This window comes from Variovorax sp. PvP013 (genome assembly GCF_050435945.1).
Lineage (GTDB): Bacteria > Pseudomonadota > Gammaproteobacteria > Burkholderiales > Burkholderiaceae_C > Variovorax.
In genome coordinates this window covers 126,646-150,480 of sequence record NZ_JBNDLF010000005.1, presented here as the reverse complement: position 1 = coordinate 150,480, position 23,835 = coordinate 126,646, and the positions used below count along the sequence as shown (strand labels likewise).

General features: G+C 73.3%; 24 protein-coding genes. 6 read left to right on the top strand and 18 right to left on the bottom strand.

Annotation, left to right across the window (positions count from 1 at the left end):
- The first annotated feature begins 172 nt into the window (after nucleotides 1-172).
- Nucleotides 173-889 carry a Crp/Fnr family transcriptional regulator gene (locus ABID77_RS15625; protein WP_429597753.1) on the top strand — a complete coding sequence of 239 codons (717 nt, stop codon included), beginning with the start codon at nucleotides 173-175 and terminating at the stop codon, nucleotides 887-889.
- Here ABID77_RS15625 and ABID77_RS15620 read toward each other — a convergent pair.
- The 15 genes from ABID77_RS15620 to ABID77_RS15550 form a co-directional block, all read right to left on the bottom strand.
- Nucleotides 886-1,086 (bottom strand): hypothetical protein, encoded by a 201-nt coding sequence (locus ABID77_RS15620; protein ID WP_429597751.1) that lies wholly within the window; start codon nucleotides 1,084-1,086, stop codon nucleotides 886-888. The genes ABID77_RS15625 and ABID77_RS15620 overlap by 4 nt on opposite strands.
- Before the next feature lie 24 nt (nucleotides 1,087-1,110).
- Complete coding sequence (locus ABID77_RS15615) at nucleotides 1,111-3,111, bottom strand: TadG family pilus assembly protein (protein ID WP_429597749.1); 2,001 nt, start codon at nucleotides 3,109-3,111, stop codon at nucleotides 1,111-1,113.
- Nucleotides 3,112-3,152: 41 nt separating this feature from the next.
- A complete protein-coding gene (locus ABID77_RS15610; RefSeq protein ID WP_429597747.1) occupies nucleotides 3,153-3,596 on the bottom strand; it encodes a TadE/TadG family type IV pilus assembly protein in 444 nt (147 codons plus the stop codon).
- On the bottom strand, nucleotides 3,593-4,132 hold the full coding sequence (locus tag ABID77_RS15605; protein WP_429597744.1) for a TadE/TadG family type IV pilus assembly protein: 540 nt from the start codon (nucleotides 4,130-4,132) through the stop codon (nucleotides 3,593-3,595). Before ABID77_RS15605 ends, ABID77_RS15610 begins: the two co-directional genes overlap by 4 nt.
- Nucleotides 4,133-4,137: 5 nt before the next feature.
- Nucleotides 4,138-4,509, bottom strand: a complete 372-nt coding sequence (locus tag ABID77_RS15600) for a DUF3613 domain-containing protein (protein ID WP_429597741.1) — start codon at nucleotides 4,507-4,509, stop codon at nucleotides 4,138-4,140.
- Nucleotides 4,506-5,279, bottom strand: coding sequence for a tetratricopeptide repeat protein (locus ABID77_RS15595; protein WP_429597738.1), 774 nt, complete (start codon nucleotides 5,277-5,279; stop codon nucleotides 4,506-4,508). Before ABID77_RS15595 ends, ABID77_RS15600 begins: the two co-directional genes overlap by 4 nt.
- Nucleotides 5,276-6,298: a type II secretion system F family protein gene (locus ABID77_RS15590; protein ID WP_429597735.1), complete on the bottom strand. Its 1,023-nt coding sequence runs from the start codon at nucleotides 6,296-6,298 to the stop codon at nucleotides 5,276-5,278. Before ABID77_RS15590 ends, ABID77_RS15595 begins: the two co-directional genes overlap by 4 nt.
- Nucleotides 6,299-6,303: 5 nt before the next feature.
- Nucleotides 6,304-7,386: a type II secretion system F family protein gene (locus ABID77_RS15585; protein ID WP_429597732.1), complete on the bottom strand. Its 1,083-nt coding sequence runs from the start codon at nucleotides 7,384-7,386 to the stop codon at nucleotides 6,304-6,306.
- Nucleotides 7,379-8,698, bottom strand: a complete 1,320-nt coding sequence (locus ABID77_RS15580) for a CpaF family protein (RefSeq protein WP_429597729.1) — start codon at nucleotides 8,696-8,698, stop codon at nucleotides 7,379-7,381. The genes ABID77_RS15585 and ABID77_RS15580 overlap by 8 nt, the downstream gene beginning before the upstream one ends.
- 6 nt (nucleotides 8,699-8,704) lie before the next feature.
- Nucleotides 8,705-10,054, bottom strand: coding sequence for a histidine kinase (locus tag ABID77_RS15575; RefSeq protein WP_429597726.1), 1,350 nt, complete (start codon nucleotides 10,052-10,054; stop codon nucleotides 8,705-8,707).
- Nucleotides 10,055-10,058: 4 nt separating this feature from the next.
- Nucleotides 10,059-11,396 (bottom strand): type II and III secretion system protein family protein, encoded by a 1,338-nt coding sequence (locus ABID77_RS15570; RefSeq protein WP_429597723.1) that lies wholly within the window; start codon nucleotides 11,394-11,396, stop codon nucleotides 10,059-10,061.
- A 43-nt stretch (nucleotides 11,397-11,439) separates the two neighbouring features.
- Nucleotides 11,440-12,462, bottom strand: a complete 1,023-nt coding sequence (gene cpaB / locus ABID77_RS15565) for a Flp pilus assembly protein CpaB (protein WP_429597721.1) — start codon at nucleotides 12,460-12,462, stop codon at nucleotides 11,440-11,442.
- Between the two features lie 37 nt (nucleotides 12,463-12,499).
- Entirely contained in the window at nucleotides 12,500-13,024 is a 525-nt protein-coding gene (locus ABID77_RS15560; protein WP_429597718.1) for an A24 family peptidase, read from the bottom strand.
- A gap of 51 nt (nucleotides 13,025-13,075) precedes the next feature.
- Entirely contained in the window at nucleotides 13,076-13,258 is a 183-nt protein-coding gene (locus ABID77_RS15555; RefSeq protein ID WP_429597715.1) for a Flp family type IVb pilin, read from the bottom strand.
- A gap of 444 nt (nucleotides 13,259-13,702) precedes the next feature.
- Nucleotides 13,703-14,620 (bottom strand): hypothetical protein, encoded by a 918-nt coding sequence (locus tag ABID77_RS15550; protein WP_429597713.1) that lies wholly within the window; start codon nucleotides 14,618-14,620, stop codon nucleotides 13,703-13,705.
- A 445-nt stretch (nucleotides 14,621-15,065) separates the two neighbouring features.
- On the opposite strand from ABID77_RS15550, the gene ABID77_RS15545 reads away from it, so the two are divergent.
- The 5 genes from ABID77_RS15545 to ABID77_RS15525 all read left to right on the top strand — a co-directional run bounded on the left by ABID77_RS15545 (nucleotide 15,066) and on the right by ABID77_RS15525 (nucleotide 20,760).
- Complete coding sequence (locus tag ABID77_RS15545; protein WP_429597710.1) at nucleotides 15,066-15,992, top strand: LysR substrate-binding domain-containing protein; 927 nt, start codon at nucleotides 15,066-15,068, stop codon at nucleotides 15,990-15,992.
- A gap of 82 nt (nucleotides 15,993-16,074) precedes the next feature.
- On the top strand, nucleotides 16,075-16,620 hold the full coding sequence (locus tag ABID77_RS15540) for a 2Fe-2S iron-sulfur cluster-binding protein (protein ID WP_429597707.1): 546 nt from the start codon (nucleotides 16,075-16,077) through the stop codon (nucleotides 16,618-16,620).
- Nucleotides 16,617-17,603, top strand: a complete 987-nt coding sequence (locus ABID77_RS15535) for an FAD binding domain-containing protein (protein ID WP_429597704.1) — start codon at nucleotides 16,617-16,619, stop codon at nucleotides 17,601-17,603. Before ABID77_RS15540 ends, ABID77_RS15535 begins: the two co-directional genes overlap by 4 nt.
- Before the next feature lie 61 nt (nucleotides 17,604-17,664).
- On the top strand, nucleotides 17,665-19,974 hold the full coding sequence (locus tag ABID77_RS15530) for a xanthine dehydrogenase family protein molybdopterin-binding subunit (protein ID WP_429597701.1): 2,310 nt from the start codon (nucleotides 17,665-17,667) through the stop codon (nucleotides 19,972-19,974).
- Between the two features lie 153 nt (nucleotides 19,975-20,127).
- A complete protein-coding gene (locus tag ABID77_RS15525) occupies nucleotides 20,128-20,760 on the top strand; it encodes a DUF4337 family protein (protein WP_429597698.1) in 633 nt (210 codons plus the stop codon).
- Nucleotides 20,761-20,781: 21 nt separating this feature from the next.
- On the opposite strand, the gene ABID77_RS15520 is transcribed toward ABID77_RS15525, so the two are convergent.
- The 3 genes from ABID77_RS15520 to ABID77_RS15510 all read right to left on the bottom strand — a co-directional run bounded on the left by ABID77_RS15520 (nucleotide 20,782) and on the right by ABID77_RS15510 (nucleotide 23,824).
- Entirely contained in the window at nucleotides 20,782-21,765 is a 984-nt protein-coding gene (locus ABID77_RS15520) for a Bug family tripartite tricarboxylate transporter substrate binding protein (protein ID WP_429597695.1), read from the bottom strand.
- A 119-nt stretch (nucleotides 21,766-21,884) separates the two neighbouring features.
- Nucleotides 21,885-22,187, bottom strand: a complete 303-nt coding sequence (locus tag ABID77_RS15515) for a DUF3325 domain-containing protein (protein ID WP_429597693.1) — start codon at nucleotides 22,185-22,187, stop codon at nucleotides 21,885-21,887.
- Nucleotides 22,184-23,824 (bottom strand): PepSY-associated TM helix domain-containing protein, encoded by a 1,641-nt coding sequence (locus ABID77_RS15510; protein ID WP_429597690.1) that lies wholly within the window; start codon nucleotides 23,822-23,824, stop codon nucleotides 22,184-22,186. The genes ABID77_RS15515 and ABID77_RS15510 overlap by 4 nt, the downstream gene beginning before the upstream one ends.
- Nucleotides 23,825-23,835 lie beyond the last annotated feature (11 nt).

Sequence of the window (23,835 nt, the reverse complement as noted above, 5' to 3'; positions counted from 1 at the left end):
AAGCCCCATTCTGCAGGGGCTGCCACGAGAGCATTCGCTAACGAGAATACCAAAAGTTACTCAAGCGTGGTATTTGTCAGACGAATTGTGAGTCTTTGTCAATTCCCTGCGGACGATCGAGCGTCTCAATGAAGTCGAAAATACTCATGATGATCGACTATCGCCGCACGACATGACAGCCACCTTGCTGGACCACCGGGCCAACAGGCTCCTCGCGGCATTCGGGCCGGAGGACATCGACCGCTGGCTCCCGCACTTCGACCTCGTCGATCTGCCCCTGGGCTGCGTGCTGTGCGAGCCCCACGAGCAGCGCACCTATGCCTATTTCCCGACGACGGCCGTGGTCTCGATGATCTATCTCATGGACACGGGCGCCTCGGCCGAGGTCGCCGTGATCGGACGCGAGGGTTTCGTCGGCGTGTCGACCCTGCTGGGCGGCGGCTCGACGCTCAACCGGGCCGTCGTGCAGAGCGCCGGCCAGCTGCTGCGCCTGCCCGCGCGGATCATCCGGACCGAGGTCGAGCGCGGCGACCGCGTGATGCGCCACCTGCTGCGCTACACGCAGGCGCTGCTCACGCAGGTGTCGCAGACGGCCGTGTGCAACCGCCACCACTCGCTCGACCAGCAGCTGTGCCGCTGGCTGCTGCTGATGCTCGACCGCATCGACGAGGACCGCCTGGAGATGACGCAGGAGATGATCGCCGCCATGCTGGGGGTGCGCCGCGAGAGCGTGACCGAGGCCGCGCTCAAGCTGCAGGCCGCCGGCGTCATCAGCTACCGGCGCGGGCGCATCGACGTCATCGACCGCCCCGGCCTGGAGCGGCGCGCGTGCGAGTGCTACGGCGTGGTGCGCTCGGAGTACGGGCGCCTGCTGCCCGAGCCGGCCTAGCGCAGCAGCGGGATGTTGTTGCCGCGCCGGTCGAAGATGCCGAAGTCGGCCGCCTTGCTGCGCAGCAGCCGGAGGTCGTCGAGCGCTTCGTCGCGCACGTCGTAGGTGCGGGTGCCACGCGCCAGGAGCCGGCCCTCGGGGTCCTGCAGTTCCCAGTGCCAGCATCCCGTCGCTTCCTGATAGACCACAGCTCTCACCGGACACCCCGCTTCCTCTGAGATTCAAAAGACCAGTTCCGCGCCGTTCGCGCAGCCGAGCCGACCGCCGACCTCGGTCTTGGCGAGGTCGAGACCCAGCATGTCACGCAGCACGGTGTTGAGCAAGGGATCGACCAGGGGCGCGAGCACGCTCGACACCACGGTCCCCAGCGCCGTGACGACGCCGCTGAGCGCGCCGGCCACGGCGGCGAGCACGCTCGGCGTGGTGTTGCTCATGGTGCCCGTGGGTCCGGTGGGCGGCACGGGCTGCAGCAGGGTGGCGGCCGAGCGCAGCGTCTGGCCGATCGAGTCCGTGACGTTGAGCGTCGAGAGCGCGAGCCAGGCCGGCTCGGCGCGCACGTCGGGCGGGTTGGCGAAGGTCTGGTCGACGGTGGTGGCGCCGAACGCCAGGTCCCCCTTCAGGGCCAGGCCGCCGCCGTAGAAGGGGATGCGCGATCCGCAGGTCGTGACCACGCCGAGCAGCACCTTGGTGCAGACCTTGGCGCCGACGTCGAGCAGCGGCAGGGGCGCCACCACGGGCGCCGCCGCGCCGCCGAACACCTGCGCCTTCGCCTGCGCGAGCGTGCCGCCGAACGAGCCGATGCGCAGGGTGGCGGCGGTGGTGGTGGTGCGCGCCGTCAGCGAGGTGGCGGCGGGGTTGGCGCAGCTGAAGTCGGTCACGCGCGAGGCGCCGCCGCCGACCTCCAGGCCGATGTCGATGCGCACGTTGGGCGAGAGGAAGAGCGCGTCCTGGATCGGCTGGTTCGCGCATTGCACGAGGCAGGCCACCACGTCGGCCAGGTTCAGGTTGAGCACGCTCTTGAGCGTCGACATCAGCGGCCCCAGCGCGCTGGACAAGGCGTTGGTCAGGTTGGCCAGACCCGTGAGCAGCGGCAGCTCCACCGTGATCAGCGTGCGCACCTGCGCCGTGCGCACGGCGATGGCGTTCGGTCCGGTCGGATCGAGCCGCGCCAGGCCCGGGTCGCCGATCGCCGAGAGCTGGGGCGGCTCGATCACCCGCGCGCTGGCCGTCAGGTTGACGAGCCCGGGCACGCCCAGGGGCACGCTGGCGACCAGCCCGTTGCTGCCGTTGGCCAGCTGCACCATCGCCTCGACGAGCTGGAAGACCTGCAGGTCGACCGCCAGCGCGGCCGCGGGCGTGCCGCTCTGCACCCTGATCAGGCTGCCCAGCCTGACCAGCGGCTGGGCGCCGGGGACGTTGGCCGCCAGGCGCAGCGCGTCCAGCGCGCCGAGCGTCGCCTGGGCGGTGTCGCCCTGCCGGGTCAGCACCGTCGCCGCCGCCTGCAGCAGCGTGCCCACCGGCACGGCGGTGTCGAGCACCTGCTCGTAGCGGCCGGCCGCGATCCCCAGGGTCAGTGCGAGCTGGTCGAGGTAGGCCAGCAGCTGCAGCCGGCTCGTGGCCAGCCCGTCGTACGCCACCGCGTCGAGCGCCAGCGAGCCGCCGAGCATGCCGCCCAGCACCGCGTTGAGCAGGCTCGCGCGCGCGCCGTCGATGCCCGCGAGCGTGCTGCGGATGGTCAGCGCGGCGCGGGGCTGACGCCGCGCGGCGAGGGCGCGGACCTCGATCGTGCGCGGCTGGGCGCCGGGCAGGTTGGGCATCAGCAGCGCGGGCGTGCGGCGCATGGTGACCGTCACGGCGTTGGGCGCCTGGCCGGTGGCCGGCACGCCGTAGTGGGTCGGCGCGGCGTAGGTCGCCGGGTCCCAGCGGCCGCAGTCGACGTCGCCCGCGACCAGGGGCAGGCCGGCGGGCAGGTTGAGCGCGGCGTTGGCCACGGCGGCGGTGCGCGCGCCGGCGCAGTCGGCGCTCGTCGCCAGCGCCTGCGCGCCGGCCAGCGCGGCCAGATCGACGGCCTTCTGCATCTCGCGCTTCAGGTAGAACAGCCAGCCCAGCTCGGTGCCGACCAGCACGCCCACCAGCAGGCCCAGCGCCAGCGCCGTCTGCACCAGCACCGAGCCGGAGGATCGACGCCGGCGGGGCGGGTGGGAGGGGAGGGCGGGCGGCATGGAGCGAGGCATCGGAGGACGGAGCGACGAACCGGGGCGGCTCAGGTCGGCCGCGCCATGGTCGCCCGGCGCGTCATCGCGTCCGGCACCCAGGGCATGCCCGCTAGCGGCATGAGCGCGTTGTGGCTGTACCAGTGGGTGACGCTCACCGTGACGACGCCGCCCGTGGCGGCGACGGCGACCTGCACGTGCGTCGCCACCCAGGCCCGGCGGCTGGCGAAGGTGGCCGCCACCGGGGACGGCACCATCAGCGAGCCGGCCAGCGAGTCGAAGACGACGTCGCTCACCCGCTGCGCGTCCGGCGCCGTGCCGTTGGGCATCAGCGCCACCGCGCGCACGCCGTCCTCCGCCGCGCGCGCGATCGCCTGCTGCAGGTAGAGGATCGCGCCGAGGGTGACGATGCCGTGGACCAGCGCGAGCAGGATCGTGAGCACGAAGGCGAACTCCACCGCCGCCACGCCGTCCTGCCGGCCGCGCGCCCTCATGGCGCCCGCCCGTCGAGCAGCATGCTGGCCTGGCCGGTGAGGGTGGCGGGCATGGCGAAGTTCATCATCGGCAGCATGCGGTCGATGCCCGAGGCGGTGACCGTGACCCGGACCTGACAGCGTTGCGCCCAATCCGCGCCGCAGGCGGGCGTCGCGCAGTCGTCGGTGCCGCTCTGGCAGATCCGCGCCACCACCACGGGCGCGGTGGCGAACCAGCCCTCCACCCGCGAGGCGGCGACCGTGGCGGCCTGCGCGCGGCGCAGTTGCAGCTGCTGCTGCGGCAGCGGGGCGGCCGTGCCGGCGACCTTCTGGTAGCGCAGGGCGGCGCGCGCGCCCTCCTCCGCGGCGTGCTGCAGTCCCATGTGCAGGGTCAGGGCGATGCCGTAGCACAGCGTGGCGTAGATCAGGCCGAAGAACGCCAGGAAGACGAAGGCGAACTCGATCGCGTACACCCCGCGCTGGCCTTCCACCGCACCCGGCGCGCGCCGCCGCCGCCCGCGGGCGCGGAGGTGGTGGTGCGCCGCGGGCCGGGCCATGGCCGTCAGCGCCCCGTGCCGCCTTGGGAGGCGCCGCCGCCGGCGGTGCTGAAGCCGAAGCGCTCGGGGATCGGCTGCTCGAAGCTCTTGAGGTAGCGCTGGTAGCTGCGCCCGGCCACGTCGCCGGGGATCGGGCGCGGCACCGGCGAGGCGGCGGTGCCGTCGCGCTGCAGGGCCAGCAGGCCTGCCGTGGCGTCGCCCACGCGCGTGGGTCCGGCCGGAGCGGCCTCGGTCCCGGCCTGCGGCGACGCGAGGGGCTCGGCGGTCTCGGCGGCGCGGGCGGTCTGCTCGACGGCGAGGAAGGCGAGCGGACCCGAAGCCAGGCTCAGCGCCAGGGCCGCCAGGCGGCGATGGAGGGAGGGGCGGGCGCGTGTCATGGCGGGCTTTCGTCGGCGGTGCGGGAGGAGGCCGCCGAGCGGGCGGCGGGTGGGGAGGGCAGGTCGCGCGCGGCCTGGCGGATGGCGTGGCGCGTCCCGGGCGGGAGGTTGCGCGCGTTCATGAGCTGCTCGGCCTCGTTGCCGCGCCGCGTCGCGAACAGGTAGAGCGCCAGGTTGGCCTGGACCTGGGGCTGGTCCGGCTGCAGCTGGCTCGCCTGCATCAGCGGCACCCGCGCCTGCGCCGTGCGGCCGGCGCGCAGCATCGCGTAGCCCAGGTCGTTGAGGACCAGGACGCCGGTCGGATCGCGCTGGCGCGCCTGCGCCAGCATCTCGATGGCCTGGGTGAAGTCGCCGTCGGCGCCGGCGAGCAGGCCCAGGCCGTGGTAGGCCGCGCCGGCCAGCGGCGTGTCCAGCAGGCGCAGGTACTGCTGGCGGCTCTCGGCGATCTGGCCGGTGCGGCGCAGGGCGTCGGCGCGCATGCGCAGCGTCTCGGCCGTCGCCGGCGTGCGGCGCTCGAGCGCGTCGAGGTGCGCCAGCGACGCGAACCACAGGCCGTCGCGCTGCATCTGCTCGATCAGCCGGACGTGGATCGCCGGCGTCTGCAATGCGCCGGCGCCCGGCTCCAGGGCGGCGTCGGCCGCGGCGCGATCGGCCTGCGCCCGGGCGCCCGCGTACGAGCCGGCGCCGCCGGTGCCGCAGCCGGTGAGCGCCATCACCAGCGCCAGCAGGCCGGTGGCGGTGCCGACCGGAAGTCGTGTCCGGGAGTTCATTTCGAGAGCGCTCCGAGCGAGCGTGTGATGGCCAGGAAGCCCGGCCCGGCCGTCACGATGACCAGGGCCGGCAGCAGGGTGGTGACCATGATCCCGGTCATCTTCACGGTGATGCGGCCGATCTGCGCCTTCAGGTCGGCCCGGCGGCGCTCGCGCAGCCGCTCGCCGAACTGGGTCAGCGGCTCCTGCACGGCGCCGCCGTGGCGGTCGATCTGCACCAGCAGCGCGACCAGGTCGGCCAGCTGCTCGTCGCGGTGCAGCGTGGCCATGCGCTGGAGCGAATGCTCGCGCGAGCGCCCCTGCGCGTACTGTCGGTTGGCGATGGCGAGTTCGCCGGTCAGCACCGGTAGGGTCTCGGTGAAATCGCTCGCCAGCACGTGCAGGGTCTGGTCCAGGCTCAGGCCGACGCCCTGGAGCAGCCGCAGCAGCTCGACGAACATCGGCAGCTCCTGCGCCACGCGCGTGCGCCGCGCGGCCGCGAGACGCGCCAGCACCCACTTGGGCGCCATGAAGCCGAGCACGAAGGCCGCCGCGGCCACCAGCAGCGGATCGCCCGACAGCAGGCCCGCGCCGCGCAGCCCGAGGGCGGCGACCGGCAGCGCCGTGGCCAGCACCGCGCGGGCGGCCAGCAGCCGGAGCTGGCCGCGCAGCGCCGGTCCGCCGCACTGGTCGATCAGGCGGCGGTCCTCGTCGGCCACCAGCAGGCGGCCCCAGCGGGTGCGCAGCCAGTGCGCGCGCCGCTCGGCGCCGGCGCGGCCGGCGGCGCCGGCCTCGGCCCCGGCGCCACCGACATCGTCGGATTCGTCGGTCTCGCCCGCCTTGCCAGCCTCGTCGGGCACCGGTCCCGCCGTCGGCGCCGTGGCGCCGAGCACGGCGCGGCCGAACACGCGGCGGCTGCGCGCGGCGCGCCATTCCCGCTGCGCCACCAGTCCCGCGACGAGCAGCGCCGCCGCCGCCAGCAGCGCGACGCTCAGCGCCATCAGCCGGGTCGCGTCGAGGGACGTGAGGAGCGTCGCCATGGCGTTCACCGCAGCCGCGCCAGGCGGTAGAGCAGCAGCGCGCCCAGCGACTGCAGGCCCAGCGCGCCGAACAGCATCGTGCGGCCGGTGCCGTCGAGCCACATGCGCACGATGTAGTCGGGGTTGCCCGCCATGATGGTCGCGCCCACGCCCAGGGGCAGCAGGCCGAGGATCCAGGCCGACAGGCGCGTCTCGGCCGACATCGCCGCCAGCTCCTGGCCGGCCTGTTCGTTGTCGCGCAGCGAGGTGGCGACACGTTCGAGCAGCAGGTCGGCGCGCCCGCCGTAGCGCACGCCCAGCCCCAGGATCGCGCCGAGCAGGTGCAGCTCGCCCACGCGCAGGTGGTCGGCGGTCTGGTCGAGCGCGGCGTCGAGGTCGACGCCGGCGCGCGCCAGGGCGGCGGCGTGCTCCATCGCCTCGCGCAGCGGCGCCTTGAGCGTCGCGGTCGCGAGCTGGAACGCCGACTGCGGCGAGTTGCCGATGCGCACCATCCGCACCATGGCGTCGATGAAGCCCGGCAGCTGGAGCACCAGGCGGCGGCGGAACTTCTGTACGCGCAGCCAGACGACGAAGCCGCCCCCGGCGGCGCCCAGCAGCAGCACGCCGCCCATGGCCACCGGCCCGAGCGCCGCGCCCGCCGCCAGCGCTGCGGCGCCGCCCGCGCCGACGGCCAGCCCCAGCTGGCGCGGCGTGGCGACGGCGCGCAGCCAGCCCGGCAGGCGCCGCGCGAAGGCCGACGCCGGGGCGTTCGCCGCGGCGGCCGCGGCAGCGGTCGCGGCGGCGAGGGCGGCGGTGCCGTCCGGCCGCGCGGCTTCGTCCATGGTGGGGAAACCGGGCCACCCGCCCGCCGCCGCGCCGGCCATGGGCAGAGAGGCCCACGGATCGCGCGGCAGGCCGGCGGCCGGCGCGCCGCGCCGCACGTCGCCGGCGCGCGGCGCGCCCGCCACCAGGCCGGCGGCGATGCGCTCGGCGAGGTGGCGGCTCGTCGCCCGGCGCAGCTGGCGCCGCGCCGCCCACTGCCACAGCACCAGCCCCAGGGCGCCCAGCAGCAGCACGAAGGCCGCGAAGGCCCACGGCGCGCTACGCACGGTCGGCTCCCTGCGCGCGCCGCAGCATCTGGCGGTAGCGCGTGACCTTGGGCGAATGCGGCGCGATGCCCAGCGAGGCCCAGCGGTCGCGCTCGCCGCCGTCGGGCGTGGCCACGGGATCGTGGCGGTGCAGTTCCTGCATCGCCACCACCTCGTCGTTCACGCCGGTGACCTCCGAGACCGACAGGATGCGCCGGTGCCCGTTGGGCAGCCGGCCGATCTGCACGATGAAGTCGACCGCGTTGGCGATCTGGCGGCGCAGGCTCGACTCGCTGCCCTGGTAACCCGCGAAGCCGGCCAGCATCTCCAGGCGGTAGAGGCACTCGCGCGGCGAGCTGGCGTGGATGGTGCCCATCGAGCCGTCGTGGCCGGTGTTCATGGCCTGCAGCATCTCCATCACCTCGGCGCCGCGCACCTCGCCCACGATGATGCGGTCGGGCCGCATGCGCAGGCTGTTGCGCAGCAGGTCGCGGATCGACACGTGGCCGGTGCCGTCGAAGCCGCCCTGGCGGCTCTCCAGCCGCACCACGTGGGCGTGGCCGAGCGAGAGTTCGGCCGTGTCCTCGATCGTCACCACGCGCTCGTGCTCGGGGATGAAGGTCGCCAGCGCGTTGAGCAGCGAGGTCTTGCCCGAGCTGGTGCCGCCGCTGACCAGGATGTTGCAGCGCGCGCGCACGGCGATCTCCAGCAGCTGCGCGATGGCCTCGTCGAAGGTGCCCAGCCCGACCAGCTCGGCCGGCGTCAGCGGGTCCTTCCGGAACTTGCGGATCGACACCGACAGGCCGTCGAGCGCCAGCGGCTCGCTGATGACGTTGATGCGCCCGCCGTCGGGCAGCCGGGCGTCGACCATCGGATGGGATTCGTCCAGCCGGCGCCCGATCGGCGCCAGGATGCGCCGCACGATGCGCAGCACGTGCTCGCGGTCGGCGAAGTGCACCGTCTCGCGCTCTAGCCGGCCGTGGCGCGAGACGTAGACGTTGCGGTGGCCGTTGATCAGGATGTCCTCCACCGCCGGGTCGGCCAGCAGGTCCTCCAGCGGGCCGAGGCCGGCGAGCTCCTTGGTCAGGGCGTCGGCCACCAGCGCGATCTCGCGGTCGTTGAGCGGCACGCGCTGCGCGCGCATGAAGCCGTCGAGCTCGAAGGCGACGAACTGGCCGATCGCCGCGCGCGACCAGCGCCCGAACTCGGCGCCCATCGCCTCGACGCGGCCGAGCAGGTGGTCGTGCGCCCAGGCCTTGATGTCCTGGTACTGGCGCGACTGCAGGAAGGCCTCGTCGTCGGCGCGGAAGTCGTAGGCGTGGAGGTCGTTCATGACGGATCAGCGCTCCCTGGCGCTGCGGCCGCGCCGCGACAGCGGGGCCACGAGGGAGGCCCAGGACGAACTCGACCGGCCGGACGCGGACGCCGTGCCGCCGGCGTCGCCGCGCAGCTCCCGCACCATGGCCTGCACGGCGTTCACGTAGGGGTCGTTGCGGGCCACGCGGGCGAGCATCTGGCCGCGCGCGCCGGCCGCGAGCAGCGCGGCGCGGCGCTGCGGCAGCACGTGCGCGAGCGGCAGCTGCAGGCGCTCGGCCATGTCGCGCGCGGTCACGGCCAGGGCCGGATCGAACAGGTTGGCCACCAGGCCCAGGCGCGCGGTGTCGACGCCGTGGCCCTGCAGGTCGCGCAGCATCTGCGCCGTCGAGACCAGGCCGCCGATGCTCTGGTCGCACACCACCCAGACCCGGTCGGCCTCGCGCACGCACTGGGCCATGAAGGCCGGGCGGGCGCAGCCGCCCAGGTCGGCGACCTGGTGGTCGAAGAAGTCGGGCAGGCGCCGCAGCAGGGCGGCGTCGTCGTCCGACGAGGTCTCGCGCAGCTGCGCCGGGTCGCAGGGCAGCGGCAGCACCGCCAGGCCGTCGCCGTGGTGGGCCAGCGCGGTCTGCGCCAGGGTCTGGTCGAGCCGGCGCAGGTGGTTGACGCCGTCGACGAAGCTGAAGTCGCTCGGGGTGTCGAGGTAGAGCAGGCCGTCGCGCGCCGGCAGTCCCAGGTCGAGCAGGGCGACGCCGCGCGCCGGCGGCCCGCCGGCCGGGGCGGCGGACCCGCGCCGCACCGCGTCCTGCAGCAGCAGGGCGAGGTGGGTCGCCAGGGTCGTCACGCCCAGGCCGGGACGCGCGCCCAGCAGCACGACGCCGCGGCCGCGCGCGACCGGCAGGCGCGCCGCGGCCGACGGACCGGACGCCGCCGCTGCGGCGTCGCGGCGCTGCATCAGCAGGGCGGCGAGCGTCGCGTTGAGGTCGTGCAGCGAGCCAGCGGTGTCGACGAAATCGGCCACGCCGGCGCGCAGGGCGGCGAGCAGCGCGGCCGGCTCGGTCGAGGCGCCGGTGCCCAGCACGGCCATCTCGGGCCGGACCTGGCGCAGCTGGCGGTGCAGCTCGGCGGCGGTGGCGGCCTGCGCGCCCGCGAAGTCCAGGAACACCGCCTGCGGGCGCAGCGTGACGATGCGCTCCTCGATGGCGCGCAGGCTGCACGCGACCTGCACGACCTTGCCGCGCCGCTGCAGGCCGTGGGCCAGCCAGTCCAGCGTCACGGGCTCGTCGGTGGCGAAGAGGTAGGTCTCGCCGCCGGCCGGCACGGCGGACGGGGGCGGGAACGGCGGGGAGGCGAAATGCCGCGGGGTGGGGGTCATCGGGTCATCTCGAGAAGCCGGGCAGGGCGTCGCGCTCGGCGATGTCGCCCAGCAGGATGCGGTTCCAGACGTTGCCGTCGCGCTGCTCGGCGCCGCCGGGCAGGCGCTGGCTCAGGTCGGTGCCGCGCGCGATCGGCCGCACCAGGTGGGGCGTGACCACGATCACCAGTTCCTTCTCGTTCATGCGGTAGTTGTTCTGCTTGAACAGCAGGCCGATCACCGGCAGGTCGCCCAGGAACGGCACCTTGCTGGCGTTGGACAGCGTGCTGCGGCTGACCAGCCCGCCGATGACGAAGCTCTCGCCGTCGCCCAGCTCGACGGCGGTGTCGGCGCGGCGCGTGGTGATCGCCGGCACCGGGATGCCGTTGAGGTTCAGGGCGTTGGTGTAGTCGAGGTCGCTGGCCTCCGGGGCCACCTTCAGCGCGATGCGGTCGTTCGACAGCACGGTCGGCGTGACGGTCAGGCCGATGCCGAAGGGCTTGTAGGTGATGACGACGGTGCCCAGGCCCTGCGGCACCGGGATCGGCAGCTCGCCGCCCGAGAGGAAGCTCGCGCTCTGCCCCGAGGTGGCCACCAGCGTCGGCTCGGCCAGCACGCGCGCGAGGCCGTTGCTCTGCAGCAGCCGCAGCGCCAGGCCGACGCTGCGCGTCTGGTCGTCGTTGTTCAGGCCCAGCACCAGGTTGAAGGCCTGCAGCAGCGAGGTCGACGTGGTGTTGATGAAGCTGAAGCCGCTGCGCACGTTGGGGCCGACGGTCGTCAGGTTGATGCCCGCTTCCTTCAGCACGCTGCGGTTGAACTCGACGATCTTGACCTCGACCTGCACGGTCTGGCTGCGCACCGCGACGACGGAACGGTCGGCCAGCGGCGCGTCCGCGGCGCCCGAGGTCCGGGCGTCCTGCACCCGGCGCGCGTGCGCTTCCAGGCTCGGCACGCTGCCCTCGACCACGCCCTGGGGGCGTCGCACCACCACCTCGTAGGTGGTGGCGGCGTCGGCGCCCCGGCGCCACACCATGAGCGTGGTGCGCCCGGCCGCCTTGCCCGTGACGATCAGCCGGGCGCCGTCGGCGCCGCGGGCGCGGCGCGTGACCAGCACGCTGGCGACGGCCTCGTCGGCGACGGCCAGCCGCTCGATGGCGGTGTCGATCAGCAGCTCGCGCTGCGCGCCGGCGGCCAGGGCGAACTCGCGCGCGTCGGGCGCGGCCACGGCGGCCGTCGGGCAGGCCGCGAACAGTGCCAGCGCCGCGCAGCCTCCGGGGACCACGCCGGCGCGCCGCGCGCGCCGCACGCGGCCCCGGCCCTCCGCCGGAGGGGGTGTCGTGCGACCTGGGGGAAAACGGAGCATGCGTGGGGTTCTCTGGGAAAACGGGTCGGTCCGGCGGGCCGGCTCAGTAGCTGACGGTCTCGCGCTTGTCGCCGCGGATGGATTCGATCTCGATGCCCCCGCGCGCCGATGTCCCGGCACCCGCGGTGCGGGGCCGGGCGGCGGGCACCGGGACGGCGTACGGCGCGGTCGCGGCGTGGACGGGCGCGGCCGACGCGGACGGCCAGGTCGCGAGGGTCGTCGCGCCGCCGCCGGCCAGGTCGTCCATCGCGAGGCCGGCCTGCGCCTGGTCGATCGGGCGGACCACGGACACCGCCGGCCCGCCGGCGACCGGCCGCAGGGCGGTCGGCAGGGTGGCGAACAGCGCGGCGTCGGGCAACGCCGCGTCGCCCGGATGGCGCAGGGCCAGAAGCAGCCGGCCGTTGGCTTCCGCCAGCGCGAGGCGCGCCACGTCCTGCACCGGCACCGCCAGCACCGCCGTGCGCGCGGCCTCGAGCGGACGAGCCGGGACCGCGCCGCCCGCGCCGTTCTCCGTCGCCGGCATGCCGTCGACCGACGCGCTGCCGTAGGCCAGCACGCGCTGGCGCGACAGCAGCAGCCGCGCCTGGCTGCGCGCGACCTCCCGGCCGTCGGTCTTGAGCATCAGGAACACGTCGACGAAATCGCCCGGCTGCACCCGGTTGGCCACGCCCAGCACCTCGTCGGCGCGGATGGCCACGGCCCGCTCGCCCTCGGCCAACCGCAGGGCAAGCCCGGCGGCCAGCCCGCCCTCCATCACCAGCGCGCCGGCGGCCAGCTCGTTCACCGGCACGCGGCCGACGGCGGCGCTCGCCTCGCGCAGGGCGCCCGGCGGCCCGATGGGCAAGCGCACGACCTGCAGCGCGTCGGCCGCCAGGGTCTCGCCGGCGGCCACCCGGCGCGTCGTGACGACGACCGGGAAGGAAGGCGCCGCGACGATCGGTGCCGCGACGGCATCCGTGCCCGACGGCGTGGCCGGCGCGCGACCGCCCAGCCACCACGCGTAGCCGCCCAGCGTCAGGGCGAGCAGCACCAGCACGGCGGCGAGGATCTGGGTCAGGCGGAACATGGGAAAAGCGGCGGGCGCGGCGGTGACGGGTCGGGAATCAGGGCGATGCCGGGACCGCGCCCGATGCGAGCCACAGGAGCGCCGCGATGGCCAGATAGCCGGCGTAGGGGATGGCCATGGTCATCGCGATCCGGGACGCCGACGCATCCGCGAGCGTGCCGGTCCCTGCGTCGATCTCGCCGTCGGCGCATCGTCGCCGTCGGAGCAATGCAGGTCCGCGATGGCGTGCCAGCCAGAACAGCGCGTGACCGCCCGCCAGCAGTCCGGCGCCGACGGCGATCGGCACCAGCGCCGGTGCGCCCAGCCACAGGCCCAGCACGCCGGCGAACTTCACGTCGCCCGCGGCCATCATTCCCAAGGCATAGAAGCACAGCAGGATGGCGAAGGCGCCGAGGCCACCGGTCAGGGCTTGCTGCCATGTCATGGCCGGCGTCGAGCCATTCCAAAAAAGGGCGGTAATGGCACATGCGGCACTGACCAGCAGCCATCGGTTCGACACCCTGCGTCGGGCGAAGTCTTCGAAGGCAGTACCAATGAGCCAAAAGACGAGAATTAAAGACAACTCGAATTCCAGTAGGGGAATATTGCCCGATGCTTCGAGTTTTCCTTGCTGTTACACCAATGCGTTGAGCTTGCCTGCGATGAACGTGAAAGCGTGGGACAGACCATTGGCAAGAGTGCCTGTGCTGCTGAAAAGAGTGACAAGTATTGCAGCCATCAGTCCAGCGACAATGCCGTACTCAATGGCCGTAGCACCACGTTCATCGCGGACGAATTTGAGAAAAGCGGCTTTCATGACGATCCTTCAATCGGTTGGTTTCAAAAATAAAATCGAGCTGGAGCCAAAAATGTAGCTTCGGTGATTTTTTGAATCAATACTGAGAAAGTACTCGTCCGCGCTGAAGTGTTTTTAAATTCCCCGCCTGCCCGGAGGTCGGTGAATTCGCATCCCGCCGGATTGCGGAATGGACGTTGAAAACCATCGATTTAAGCAGCCAATTCCGAAGCAGGGAAAACCAGCACCAAAACCCGCCAATTCGTCAATCCCGCTCCCGGATTTCGCGATGCGAACTCCGCACCCGTGGGCCGCCGGCCGGGCGGAGGAGCCCGAAGGCGCCTCGGCGCGTCCCCGGGGCCCGAAGAAATTTCTCGAAAATCTGAAGCGACGTTGTGAAAACGCCAAAAATGTCTCGTTTGCGAAGCGGTCCATCCGGGACGGCCGGTCGGATGGACGCGCTTCTCAGGCCCTGACGGTCGCCTCGACCATGCAGCGCGGGTCGTAGCCGGCCATGAACAGGGCGCCGATGAAGGCGGCCATGCGCGCCTTGTGCGCCTGCGCGCCGTGGCGGCTGGTCCAGGCGACGAAGCGGTCCGGCGGACCGCGGCGCAGGGTCTCCTCCATCAGCAGGCCCACCCGCACGGCGGCGCTGGCCCAGCGCCCGGCCGTGGCGATCTCCGAGCCGATGTTGTAGCTGAGCACGCCCGGATCGACGGCGTCCGGGAACGCCCGCCGCACGCGCCGCTGCAGCTGGTTGCCGACCGCCGGAAAGCGCAGCATCGCCGACAGCGGCTGCGCGGCCCGCCCGGTGTCGCGCCGCCACATCTCCACCAGCGTGCCGACCGCGGCCGCGACGCGCGACTCGTAGATCGGCAGGCCGTCGGCGGCGTAGAGCGCATGGATCTTGCACAGCGTCGAGTTCATCCGTGGAATGCTGCGGAAGTTGCCCGACGGGTCCGGCTCGGCGAGCCGCAATGCGTTGCCACTGGTCTTCAGGTAGAGCGGCAGCTTGTCGCCCAGGCTGACGAGGTAGGCGCTGGCGCCGACCCGGCTGTTGCGATCGGCGCCCCATTCGACGACGGCCTCGCAGGCGGCATGCGTCGCCACGACGTCGTTCCGGTCCACGGCCTCGCGCAGGGCCGTCGACAGGTCGCGCATGCGCAGCATCGTCTCCAGCCAGTCGCCCGTGACCATGCCGGTGAAGCGCCACCGGTAGCAGTCGGGAACCAGCTGGTCGAAGGTCGTGACGACGTTCAGGCCCAGCGGCATGTAGGGTGAAACGCTCATGTTCAACCGCACGGTGAGGTGGGTCAGGCGACCCGCCAGCCATTCGGAGAATTCGCGCACCTCGGCGTCCTGCAAAAATGCCTGGCGCATCATGAACTCCTGTTCCTCGGACGGACGCCGCAGGAGCGGCGTGCGGAACGTTCAAAAGGCCGGATGAAATTATGAGAACAAATCAATTCTGCTCCAGCTAGAGTCGAGGCTCGTCGTTGTTTTTCTTCGGTGACGTCGTTCCGAATCCGCGCCCGGGGGGCGGATTTCCAGCGCTCGCCCGCGTTCGTACCGCGCCGGCGATCGGCGCGTCGAAATCGGGATGGAAAAAATCGGGACGTGACGGGGCCGGCCGTTTTCACGGACCCTGCGTGGGACTTTCATCGTCGATCGCGGCCTGGGAGGAAATATGGCGGGTGGGTCGCTCCTTTTCGCGGACTGGAATAAGAAGAATTGGTTTCAGAAATTGGTTTGTACGCAAACTGTGACAGGTCGTCCGTGCGCTACCGCACATAGCCGGCACACGGGGTACCGCCTTTAACATCGCGCGGTGGACCTCAAGCAACTGGAATATTTCGTTCGCGTCGCCGAACTCGGCAGCTTCACCCGCGCGTCCGTCGTGCTGGAGATCGCGCAGCCGGCGCTCAGCCGGCAGGTCCGGCTGCTGGAGGTGGAGTTGCGGCAGAACCTGCTCACGCGCAACGGGCGAGGCGTGACGCCCACCGAAGCCGGCAAGCTGCTGCTCGAGCACGGCCGCGGCATCCTCCACCAGGTGGCGCGCACCTACGAGGAACTCGGCCGCGTGCGCGGCGCGCTGGCCGGCCGCGTCTGCCTCGGCCTGCCGCCGAGCATGTCCAAGGCGCTCACGGTGCCGATCACGCGCGAGTTCAGGAAGCGCCTGCCCAACGCGGCGCTGTCGGTGAGCGAGGGCCTGTCGATCGCGATGCAGGAGGGCCTGCAGACCGGCCGCCTCGACGTCGCGCTGCTCTACAACCCGCTGCCCTCGGCCGAGCTGGAGACGGCGCCGCTGCTGACGGAATCGCTGTTCCTGATCGGCCGGCGCGAGCCGGCGCCGGACGGGCGCGCGGCGGACGACGCCGCGCCGCGCACCCTGCGCGAGGTCGCGCTGCTGCCGCTGGTGATCCCGAGCCGCCCCCACGCGATGCGCATGCTGGTGGAGAAGCAGATGGCCGAGATCGGCTGCCGCCCGAACATCGCGCTGGAGATCGACGGCGTCGCCGCGATCCTCGACCTGGTGCTCGACGGCGCCGGCTTCGCCGTGCTGCCGGCGCACGCGCTGGGCACCGTGGCGCAGCCGGAAGCCTTCGTCCTGCGGCCGATCGTCGAGCCGGCGCTGCGCAGCAACCTGGTGATCGCCACCGCCGCCCGCCGGCCGGCGACGCTGACGCAGCAGGCGCTGGTGGCCCTGGTGCGCGACATCGCCGCGTCGGTCTTCGCGGACGCCGTGCCCGGGTAGCGGGCGGGGCGACACAGTTTGTAGCAGCGCCCGCGCGGGCGGCGCACCATGATCGACGGCACCACCCCACGAAGGTCGCGTCATGGAATTCCAGATCAACGGAGCGCCCGTGCGGGCGACGTTCGACACGCGCACGTCGCTGCTCGACCTGCTGCGCGACCACCTCGGCCTGACCGGCACCAAGAAGGGCTGCGACCAGGGCGCCTGCGGCGCCTGCACGGTGCTGGTCGACGGCGAGCGCATCAACGCCTGCCTGGCGTTGGCGGTGCAGTACCAGGGCCGCGCGATCACCACCGTCGAGGGGCTGGCCCCGGCCGGCGAACTCCATCCGCTGCAGCGCGCCTTCGTCGCGCACGACGGCTTCCAGTGCGGCTACTGCACCCCCGGCCAGCTGTGTTCGGCCGTCGGCATGATGGCCGAGGCGCGGGGCGGCATGCCCAGCGTCGTCACCCGCGACCTCGGCGCCGGCACGGTGGTGCTCGACCGCGAGGAACTCCAGGAGCGCATGAGCGGCAACCTGTGCCGTTGCGGCGCCTACAACGGCATCGTCGACGCCATCGCCGAGATCGTCGCGGCGGAGCCGGCCCCGTCGTCATCGCCATCGCCATCGACGACGGAGGCCGCATGACGCCCTTCGCCTACCACCGCGCGACGGACGCGGCCTCCGCGGTGCGGCTGGCGGGCGGGTCGGCCGCCGCGCGCTACCTGGGCGGCGGCACCAACCTGGTCGACCTGATGCGCGAGACCGTCGAGCGACCCGACATGCTGGTCGACGTCTCGGGCCTGTCGCAGGCGATCGAGGCGCGCGCCGACGGCGGCATCGTCATCGGCGCGGCGGCGCGCAACAGCGCGGTGGCGGCGCATCCAGCCGTGCGCGAGCGTTTTCCGCTGCTGGCCCGCGCGCTGCTCGCCGGCGCCAGCGGCCAGATCCGCAACATGGCGACGGTCGGCGGCAACCTCCTGCAGCGCACGCGCTGCGGCTACTTCTACGACGGTGCCGCGCGCTGCAACAAGCGCGCGCCCGGCAGCGGCTGCGACGCGGTCGACGGCGTCAACCGCATCCACGCCATCCTGGGCGCGTCGCCGGCCTGCGTGGCGACGCATCCGTCGGACCTGTGCGTGGCGCTGGCCGCGCTCGACGCCGTGGTGCACGTCGAGGGCCCGGCCGGCGCGCGCACGGTGGCGCTGGTCGACCTGCACCGCCTGCCGGGCGACCGGCCCGAACTCGACCACGTGCTGGTGCCGGGCGAGCTGATCGTCGCCGTCGAGCTGCCGGCGCTCGCCTTCGGCGGCCGCTCGGCCTACCGCAAGGTGCGCGACCGCGCCAGCTACGCCTTCGCGCTGGTGTCGGTGGCGGCGGCGCTGGACCTCGACGGCGGCACCGTGCGCGACGTCCGCCTGGCTCTGGGCGGCGTGGCGCACAAGCCCTGGCGCGCGACGAGGGCCGAGGCGCTGCTGCGCGGCGCGAGCGCGACGGCCGCCACCTTCGAGGCCGCCGCCCGCGCCGAGCTGGCCGACGCCCGGGGGCTGGGCCACAACACCTTCAAGATCGACCTCGCCCGGCGCGTCGTCGTCGCGGTGCTCGGTCAACTGGCCGGAGATGCGTCATGAGCGCCGCGCCGGGCCGCCCCAAGCAAGCTCGCACCGCAGTGCGCAGCACGGAGGTTTTCAGATGAGCTTGATCCAGGACATCGCCACGCACGCGGTGAAGAAGGCCGCCGAGTACGTGCCCGACCGCTGGCTGCCCGGCGCGGCGCCCGACCCGTTGCGCCACGCGCGGGGACCGCTCGGCGCGCCGGTGTCGCGCGTGGACGGGCCGCTCAAGGTGGCGGGGCGGGCGCGCTTCGCGGCCGAGGTGCCGATGGCGGGGCTGACCCATGCCGCGCTGGTCCACAGCACGATCGCCAGCGGCCGCATCGCGCGCCTGGACACCGCCGCCGCCGAGGCCGCGCCCGGCGTGGTGCTGGTGATGACGCATCGCAACGCGCCGCGCCTGGCGCCGCCGAAGCTGATGATGACGGCGCCGCGCGCCGCCGGCACCAGCGACCTGCCCGTGATGCAGGACGCGCGCATCCACTGGAACGGGCAGATCGTGGCGCTGGTGCTGGCCGGCACGCGGGAAGAGGCCGACCATGCCGCCTCGCTGATCGAGGTGGACTGCGAGAGCGAACCGGCCGTGACTTCCTTCGCCGCCGCCATGGCCCGTGCGCGGGTGCCGAAGAGCCTGCTGGGCGAGCCGCCCGAGGTATCGATCGGCGACGCCGAGGCGGCACTGGCGTCCGCAGCCTTCCGCGTCGACGCCGTCTACACCACGCCGCGCCACAACCACAACGCCATCGAACTCCACGCCGCCACCGTGGCGTGGGAGGGCGACACGCTCACGGTGCACGACGCCACCCAGGCGGTCAACGCCACCGCGTGGACATTGGCGCAGGTCTTCGGCATCGAGGAGTCGCAGGTGCGCGTGCTGTCGCCCTTCGTCGGCGGCGGCTTCGGCGGCAAGATCCTGTGGGACCACCAGATCCTGGCGGCGGCCGCCTCGCGCCTGGCGGGCCGCCCGGTGCGCGTCGTGCTCTCGCGCGAGGGCGTGTTCCGCGCCGTCGGCGGGCGCACGCCGACCCGGCAGCGCGTGGCCCTGGGCGCCCATGCCGACGGCACGCTCGCCGCGCTGATCCACACCGGCTGCGTGGCCATGACGCCGCACAACGACTGCCCGGAGCAGTTCACCTTCCCGGCGCGCCACCTCTACGCCAGCGAGACCTTCGCGCTGGGCCAGAAGGTGGCCGACATGCACATGGTGGCCAACACCTTCATGCGCGCGCCGGGCGAATCGGTCGGCACCTTCGCGCTGGAATCGGCGCTCGACGAACTGGCCCACGCGATGGGGATCGATCCGCTCGAACTGCGCCGCCGCATCGAGCCGCGGAAGGATCCGGTCTCGGGCCGGCCGTTCTCGTCGCGCCACCTGCTCGACGCCTACGCGGCCGGCGCCGAGCGCTTCGGCTGGGACCGCCGATCGGCCACGCCCGGCTCGCGCCGGGAGGGCGAGTGGCTCGTCGGCATGGGCATGGCGACGGCGACCTACCCGTACTTCCGCATGCCCGGCGGCGCCGCGCGCATCCGGCTGGGCATCGACGGCACGGCGCTGGTGCAGATGGCCAGCCACGAGATGGGCATGGGCACGTCGACCGTGCAGGCGCAGCACGTCGCCGCGCGGCTGGCGCTGGCCCTGGAGGACGTGCGCTTCGAATACGGCGACAGCTCCCTGCCCTCGGGCACCCTGGCCGGCGGCTCGTCGCAGACGGCCTCGATCGCGGCGGCGATCATCGCGGCGCACGAGGTGCTGGTGAAGCAGCTGCTGCGCCACGTCGGCGGGGATTCGCCGCTCGCCGGCGCCCGGCCGGAGCAGGTCGAGGCGCGCGACGCCGGGCTGTGCCTGCGCGAGGCGCCCGAGCGCTGGCAGGGCTACGCGGCGATCCTCGCGGGCGCGGGCCTGACCGAGCTGGTCGCCGAGGCCGACGCGCCGCTGCCGCTGGAGGCGCAGAAGTACGCGATGCATTCCTACGGCGCGCAATTCTGCGAGGTGCGGGTCAACGCCGTGACGGGCGAGACCCGGGTGTCGCGTTTCCTGGGCTCGTTCGACTGCGGCCGCATCCTCAACCCGAAGACGGCCGCCAGCCAGTTCCGGGGCGGCATCGTGATGGGTCTGGGTCTGGCGCTGACCGAGGAGACCTGCTTCGACGAGCGCACCGGCCGCATCGCCAACCCGTCGCTGGCCGAATACCACGTGCCGGTGCACCTGGACGTGCCGGCGATCGACGTGATCTGGACCGACGCGCCCGATCCGCACAGCCCGCTGGGCGCCCACGGCATCGGCGAGATCGGCATCACCGGCGTGGGCGCGGCGGTGGCCAACGCGATCCACAACGCCACCGGCCGTCGCGTGCGCGACCTGCCGATCACGCTCGACAAGCTGCTCTGAGCGGAGGGCGTCGTGGCCGCCGCCGGGGTCTTGAGCCGCCGGCGTGCACGGAGCGCGCGCTTGCAGGCATCATGCGGACCCCCGCGCCGGGCGCCCCGTCGCGCGCGGTGCGATCCGGCACATCCAGCATCCAGCCCCCGAAAGACCATCGACATGTCAGGCAGCGGTTTCCACGTCCACGGACCCCACGATCACGAGATCGAGCACGCCATCCAGGGCCATGCCCAGGGTCACGGCGACGCGCACGACGCCGGCGCGGCGGGCGAGCGCTCGCACGGCGGCGGCGGCATGACCGGCCGCATCGCCGTGTGCACCGCCGTCATCGCGACCGTCGGCGCCGTCTTCTCCTACCTCGGCGGCGCCACGCAGGCCGACGCCGGCCTGTTCAAGAACAACGCCGCCATCAAGATGACCGAGGCGTCCAACCAGTGGAACTACTTCCAGGCCAAGAGCACGAAGCAGACGCTGACCGAGTTCGCCCGAGACGCCGCGCCCGAGGAGCGCCGCAAGCCGCTGCAGGACAAGATGGACCGCTACGAGGCCGAGAAGACCGAGATCCAGCGCGCCGCCAAGGCGCTGGAAGCCACGGCCCTCGACTGGGACCGCAAGTCCGAGGCGCAGCTGCACCAGCACCACCGCTGGGCGCAGGCCACGACCCTGCTGCAGGTCGCCATCGCGCTGGCCGCCATGGCCCTGCTGACGCGCCGCAAGTGGCTGGAATACGGCATGTTCGGCGTCGCCGCCGCCGGCCTGGCCGCCGGGGCGGCGGCCGCGCTGCACCTCTGAGGCGAACGCCTGGGAAGGTTCTCAGTCGAGCTTCACGCCCGTGGCCTTGATCACCGGCGCCCAGCGCCGGGACTCGGCGCGCGCCAGGGCGAAGAACTGCTCGGGCGTGCCGGGCATGGCCTCCATGCCGATGTCGTCGAAGCGCTGCCGCACGGCGGCGGTGCCGAAGGCGCGGTTGAGCTCGGCGTTGAGCCGGTTGACGACGGCGGGCGGCAGCCCGGCCGGGCCGAGCAGGCCCTGGAACGCGAACACCTCGCTGTCGCGCACGCCGACCTCGGCCAGCGTCGGCACGTCCGGCAGCTGCCGGCTGCGCGCGCCGGAGCCGATCGCCAGCACGCGCACCTTGCCGCTCTTCATGACCTGCAGGCCGGCGGCCAGGTCCAGGAACATGCACGGCACCTGGCCGCCCATCACGTCGGCCATGGCGGGCGCGGCGCCGCGGTAGGGGATGTGGGTTATGAAGGTGCCGGTGCGGTTCTTGAACATCTCCATCGACAGGTGGTGCGGCGAGCCGTTGCCCGGCGACGCGTAGTTCACCTTGCCGGGGTTGGCCTTCACGTAGGCCAGGAATTCCTTGAAGTCCCTGGCCGGGAAGTCCGGATGCACGACCAGCGCGAGCGGGAACTTGCCGATCGCGCCGACGTAGCTGAAGTCCTTCTGCGGGTCGAAGGGCAGGCGGCCGAACAGGTGCTCGTTGAAGGCCAGCACGGCGTTGTCGGCCGACATGACGGTGTAGCCGTCGGGCCGGCTCTTGGCGACCAGGTCGGCGCCGATGTTGGTGGCGGCGCCGGGGCGGTTGTCGATCACGATCTGCTGGCCGAGCGTGGCGCGCATCGCCTCGGCCAGCGTGCGCGCGATGACGTCGGTGCCGCCGCCGGCCGGGTACGGGACGATCCACTTGACGAGCTGGTCGGGCCAGGCGGCCTGGGCGTGGGCGAGGGGCGGGAGGGCGGCGGCGAGCGCGGCGCCGGAAGCGAGCGTGCCCAGGAGGGTGCGGCGGTCCATGAGGGGGTGTCTCCGGTGGTTGTTCGAACGAGGGACGACGATGGTACGGGCAGGCCCCGCGACCCGTCGTCTCCCCGCACGCGACGCGGCCGTCCGGCGGGCGGACGCCGTCGGCGGCCTCAGCCGCGTCGGCGCGCGCCGGCGCCCGCGCGCTTCCGTGCGAGCGCCAATGCGACGGCGTACACGAGTCCCGCCGCCAGGCTGGTGTGGCCGCTGAAGGCCACCAGGCCGAAGCCCCATCCCCGACCGGCCACGGCGACGGCGAGCGCGGCGAGCAGCAGGCTCCAGCCGGCGATGCGCAGGATGCGCGTCGCGGCGTCCCTCAGGGCCCGGCCCAGCAGCTCGTCCTGCTGCCGCTCGGTGGCCAGCGCCAGCGCCGCGAAGCCGGCCACGCTCGCCGCGAGCACGAGCGCGTGCGTCATGCGAGACCGCCCTCGGAGCGCACCGGCGCGCTCGTCCGGGCACGCCGGCCGGCCGCGACCACGGGACGGTGGCGCGCGGTGCGCAGCGCCAGCATGGCGTGCAGCCCGGCCAGGGCCCACAGCGCCAGGTCGATGCCGGCGAACACGCCGTCGCCCTCGGCGATGCTGCGCCACAGTGGGCGCGACGCGACCGCCGCGTCGAGCACCGGCAGCAGCGCGAGCGCGGCGGCGGCGAGCCACAGCTGCTCGATCCAGGCGCGCTTCACCGGCCGGAACGCGGCGTGCAGCAGCGCGGCGCCCCAGGCCAGGAAGAACACCTGGATCTCCCCGTCGGCGCGCCCGGCCAGTCCCGCGGGCAGCAGCCGGTTGGCCCACAGGAAGGCGGCCATGGCGATCGACAGCCCGGCGATGGCCGCGACGTTCAGGCGCTCGACCACCCAGAAGCCGACGTGCACCCGGTCCGGCCGCGCCAGCCTGGCGCGTCGCTTGACGGTCCACATCACCAGTCCCGTGCCCACCATCGCGGTGCCGGCCAGGCCGACGGCGAAGTACAGCCAGCGCAGCGACAGGTCGCCGAAGCGCCCCATGTGCAACGCGACCATCACGCCGCGCGTCTCGGCGGCCGGGCCGACGCGGTCGTGCGTCTCCAGCAGGCGGCCGGTGACGCCGTCGAACAGCAGGTACTGCGGGCTCGTCGACACGCGCCCCGGGTCGCCGCGCGAGATGGCCACGCGCGCGGCCGCGTCGCCGGCCTGCGTGGCGGTGACGCGGCCGACGTCGCCCGCGCCCCAGCGCGCCTGGGCCTGGCGCACCATGGCGTCCACCGGCGCCAGCGGCGCCGCCGTGCCGCTGGGCTTGCCGGGCTGGATGAAGGCGCTGAGTTCGCGCGTCATCTGCTGGCGCTCGGCCGGCGTCCTGAAGGCGGCCTGCTCGCCCCACGGCATGTAGAGCGCCATCAGGGTGACGAGGCCGGTGTACGTGATCATCAGGTGGAAGGGCAGCCCGAAGACCGACAGCGCGTTGTGCGCGTCGAGCCACGAGCGCTGGCCCTTGCCCCAGCGGAAGGTGAAGAAGTCGATGAAGATCTTCTTGTGCGTGATGACGCCGCTGACGATGGCCACCAGCATGAACATCGCCGCCGCGCCGGCCAGCCAGCGGCCCCAGAGCACCGGCACGTAGTGGAACTGGAAGTGGAAGCGGTAGAAGAACTCGCCGCCCAGCGTGTCGCGCGCGGTCACCCGCGCGCCGTTGTCGGGGTCGAAGCTGCCCTCGGCGAAGCTGCGCCGGCCGGGCTCGCGCGACGCGGTGCGCCAGAACGCCGAGACGGTCGGATTGCGCGCGTCGGGCATGCGCAGGCTCCACTGCGGGGTGCCCGGAGCGATCCGGGCCAGCTCGTCGGCCACGCGCTGCGCGGCCACGGCGGGGTCGGGCGGATCGGCGCGATGCGCCACCTCGGGCCGCGCCCATTGCGAGAGCTCGTCCTTGAAGTAGCTGACCGTGCCGGTGAGGAACATCGCGTAGAGCACCCAGCCCAGCAGCAGGCCGGTCCAGGTGTGCAGCTCGGACATCGTCTGGCGGATGCCGCGCGGCTTCGGGAGCGCGGTGGCGGCGGCGGTGGTGGTGTCGGCGTCGGACATGGATCGATTCC

Coding starts and splice junctions, on each gene's coding strand:
- ABID77_RS15590 (WP_429597735.1), bottom strand. CDS start 6,298: ATGGCGACGCTCCTCACGTCCCTCGACGCGACCCGGCTGATGGCGCTG.
- ABID77_RS15595 (WP_429597738.1), bottom strand. CDS start 5,279: ATGAACTCCCGGACACGACTTCCGGTCGGCACCGCCACCGGCCTGCTG.
- ABID77_RS15555 (WP_429597715.1), bottom strand. CDS start 13,258: ATGAAAGCCGCTTTTCTCAAATTCGTCCGCGATGAACGTGGTGCTACG.
- cpaB (WP_429597721.1), bottom strand. CDS start 12,462: ATGTTCCGCCTGACCCAGATCCTCGCCGCCGTGCTGGTGCTGCTCGCC.
- ABID77_RS15570 (WP_429597723.1), bottom strand. CDS start 11,396: ATGCTCCGTTTTCCCCCAGGTCGCACGACACCCCCTCCGGCGGAGGGC.
- ABID77_RS15535 (WP_429597704.1), top strand. CDS start 16,617: ATGACGCCCTTCGCCTACCACCGCGCGACGGACGCGGCCTCCGCGGTG.
- ABID77_RS15540 (WP_429597707.1), top strand. CDS start 16,075: ATGGAATTCCAGATCAACGGAGCGCCCGTGCGGGCGACGTTCGACACG.
- ABID77_RS15520 (WP_429597695.1), bottom strand. CDS start 21,765: ATGGACCGCCGCACCCTCCTGGGCACGCTCGCTTCCGGCGCCGCGCTC.
- ABID77_RS15575 (WP_429597726.1), bottom strand. CDS start 10,054: ATGACCCCCACCCCGCGGCATTTCGCCTCCCCGCCGTTCCCGCCCCCG.
- ABID77_RS15605 (WP_429597744.1), bottom strand. CDS start 4,132: ATGGCCCGGCCCGCGGCGCACCACCACCTCCGCGCCCGCGGGCGGCGG.
- ABID77_RS15615 (WP_429597749.1), bottom strand. CDS start 3,111: ATGCCGCCCGCCCTCCCCTCCCACCCGCCCCGCCGGCGTCGATCCTCC.
- ABID77_RS15600 (WP_429597741.1), bottom strand. CDS start 4,509: ATGACACGCGCCCGCCCCTCCCTCCATCGCCGCCTGGCGGCCCTGGCG.
- ABID77_RS15525 (WP_429597698.1), top strand. CDS start 20,128: ATGTCAGGCAGCGGTTTCCACGTCCACGGACCCCACGATCACGAGATC.
- ABID77_RS15530 (WP_429597701.1), top strand. CDS start 17,665: ATGAGCTTGATCCAGGACATCGCCACGCACGCGGTGAAGAAGGCCGCC.
- ABID77_RS15580 (WP_429597729.1), bottom strand. CDS start 8,698: ATGAACGACCTCCACGCCTACGACTTCCGCGCCGACGACGAGGCCTTC.
- ABID77_RS15550 (WP_429597713.1), bottom strand. CDS start 14,620: ATGATGCGCCAGGCATTTTTGCAGGACGCCGAGGTGCGCGAATTCTCC.
- ABID77_RS15625 (WP_429597753.1), top strand. CDS start 173: ATGACAGCCACCTTGCTGGACCACCGGGCCAACAGGCTCCTCGCGGCA.
- ABID77_RS15515 (WP_429597693.1), bottom strand. CDS start 22,187: ATGACGCACGCGCTCGTGCTCGCGGCGAGCGTGGCCGGCTTCGCGGCG.
- ABID77_RS15610 (WP_429597747.1), bottom strand. CDS start 3,596: ATGAGGGCGCGCGGCCGGCAGGACGGCGTGGCGGCGGTGGAGTTCGCC.
- ABID77_RS15510 (WP_429597690.1), bottom strand. CDS start 23,824: ATGTCCGACGCCGACACCACCACCGCCGCCGCCACCGCGCTCCCGAAG.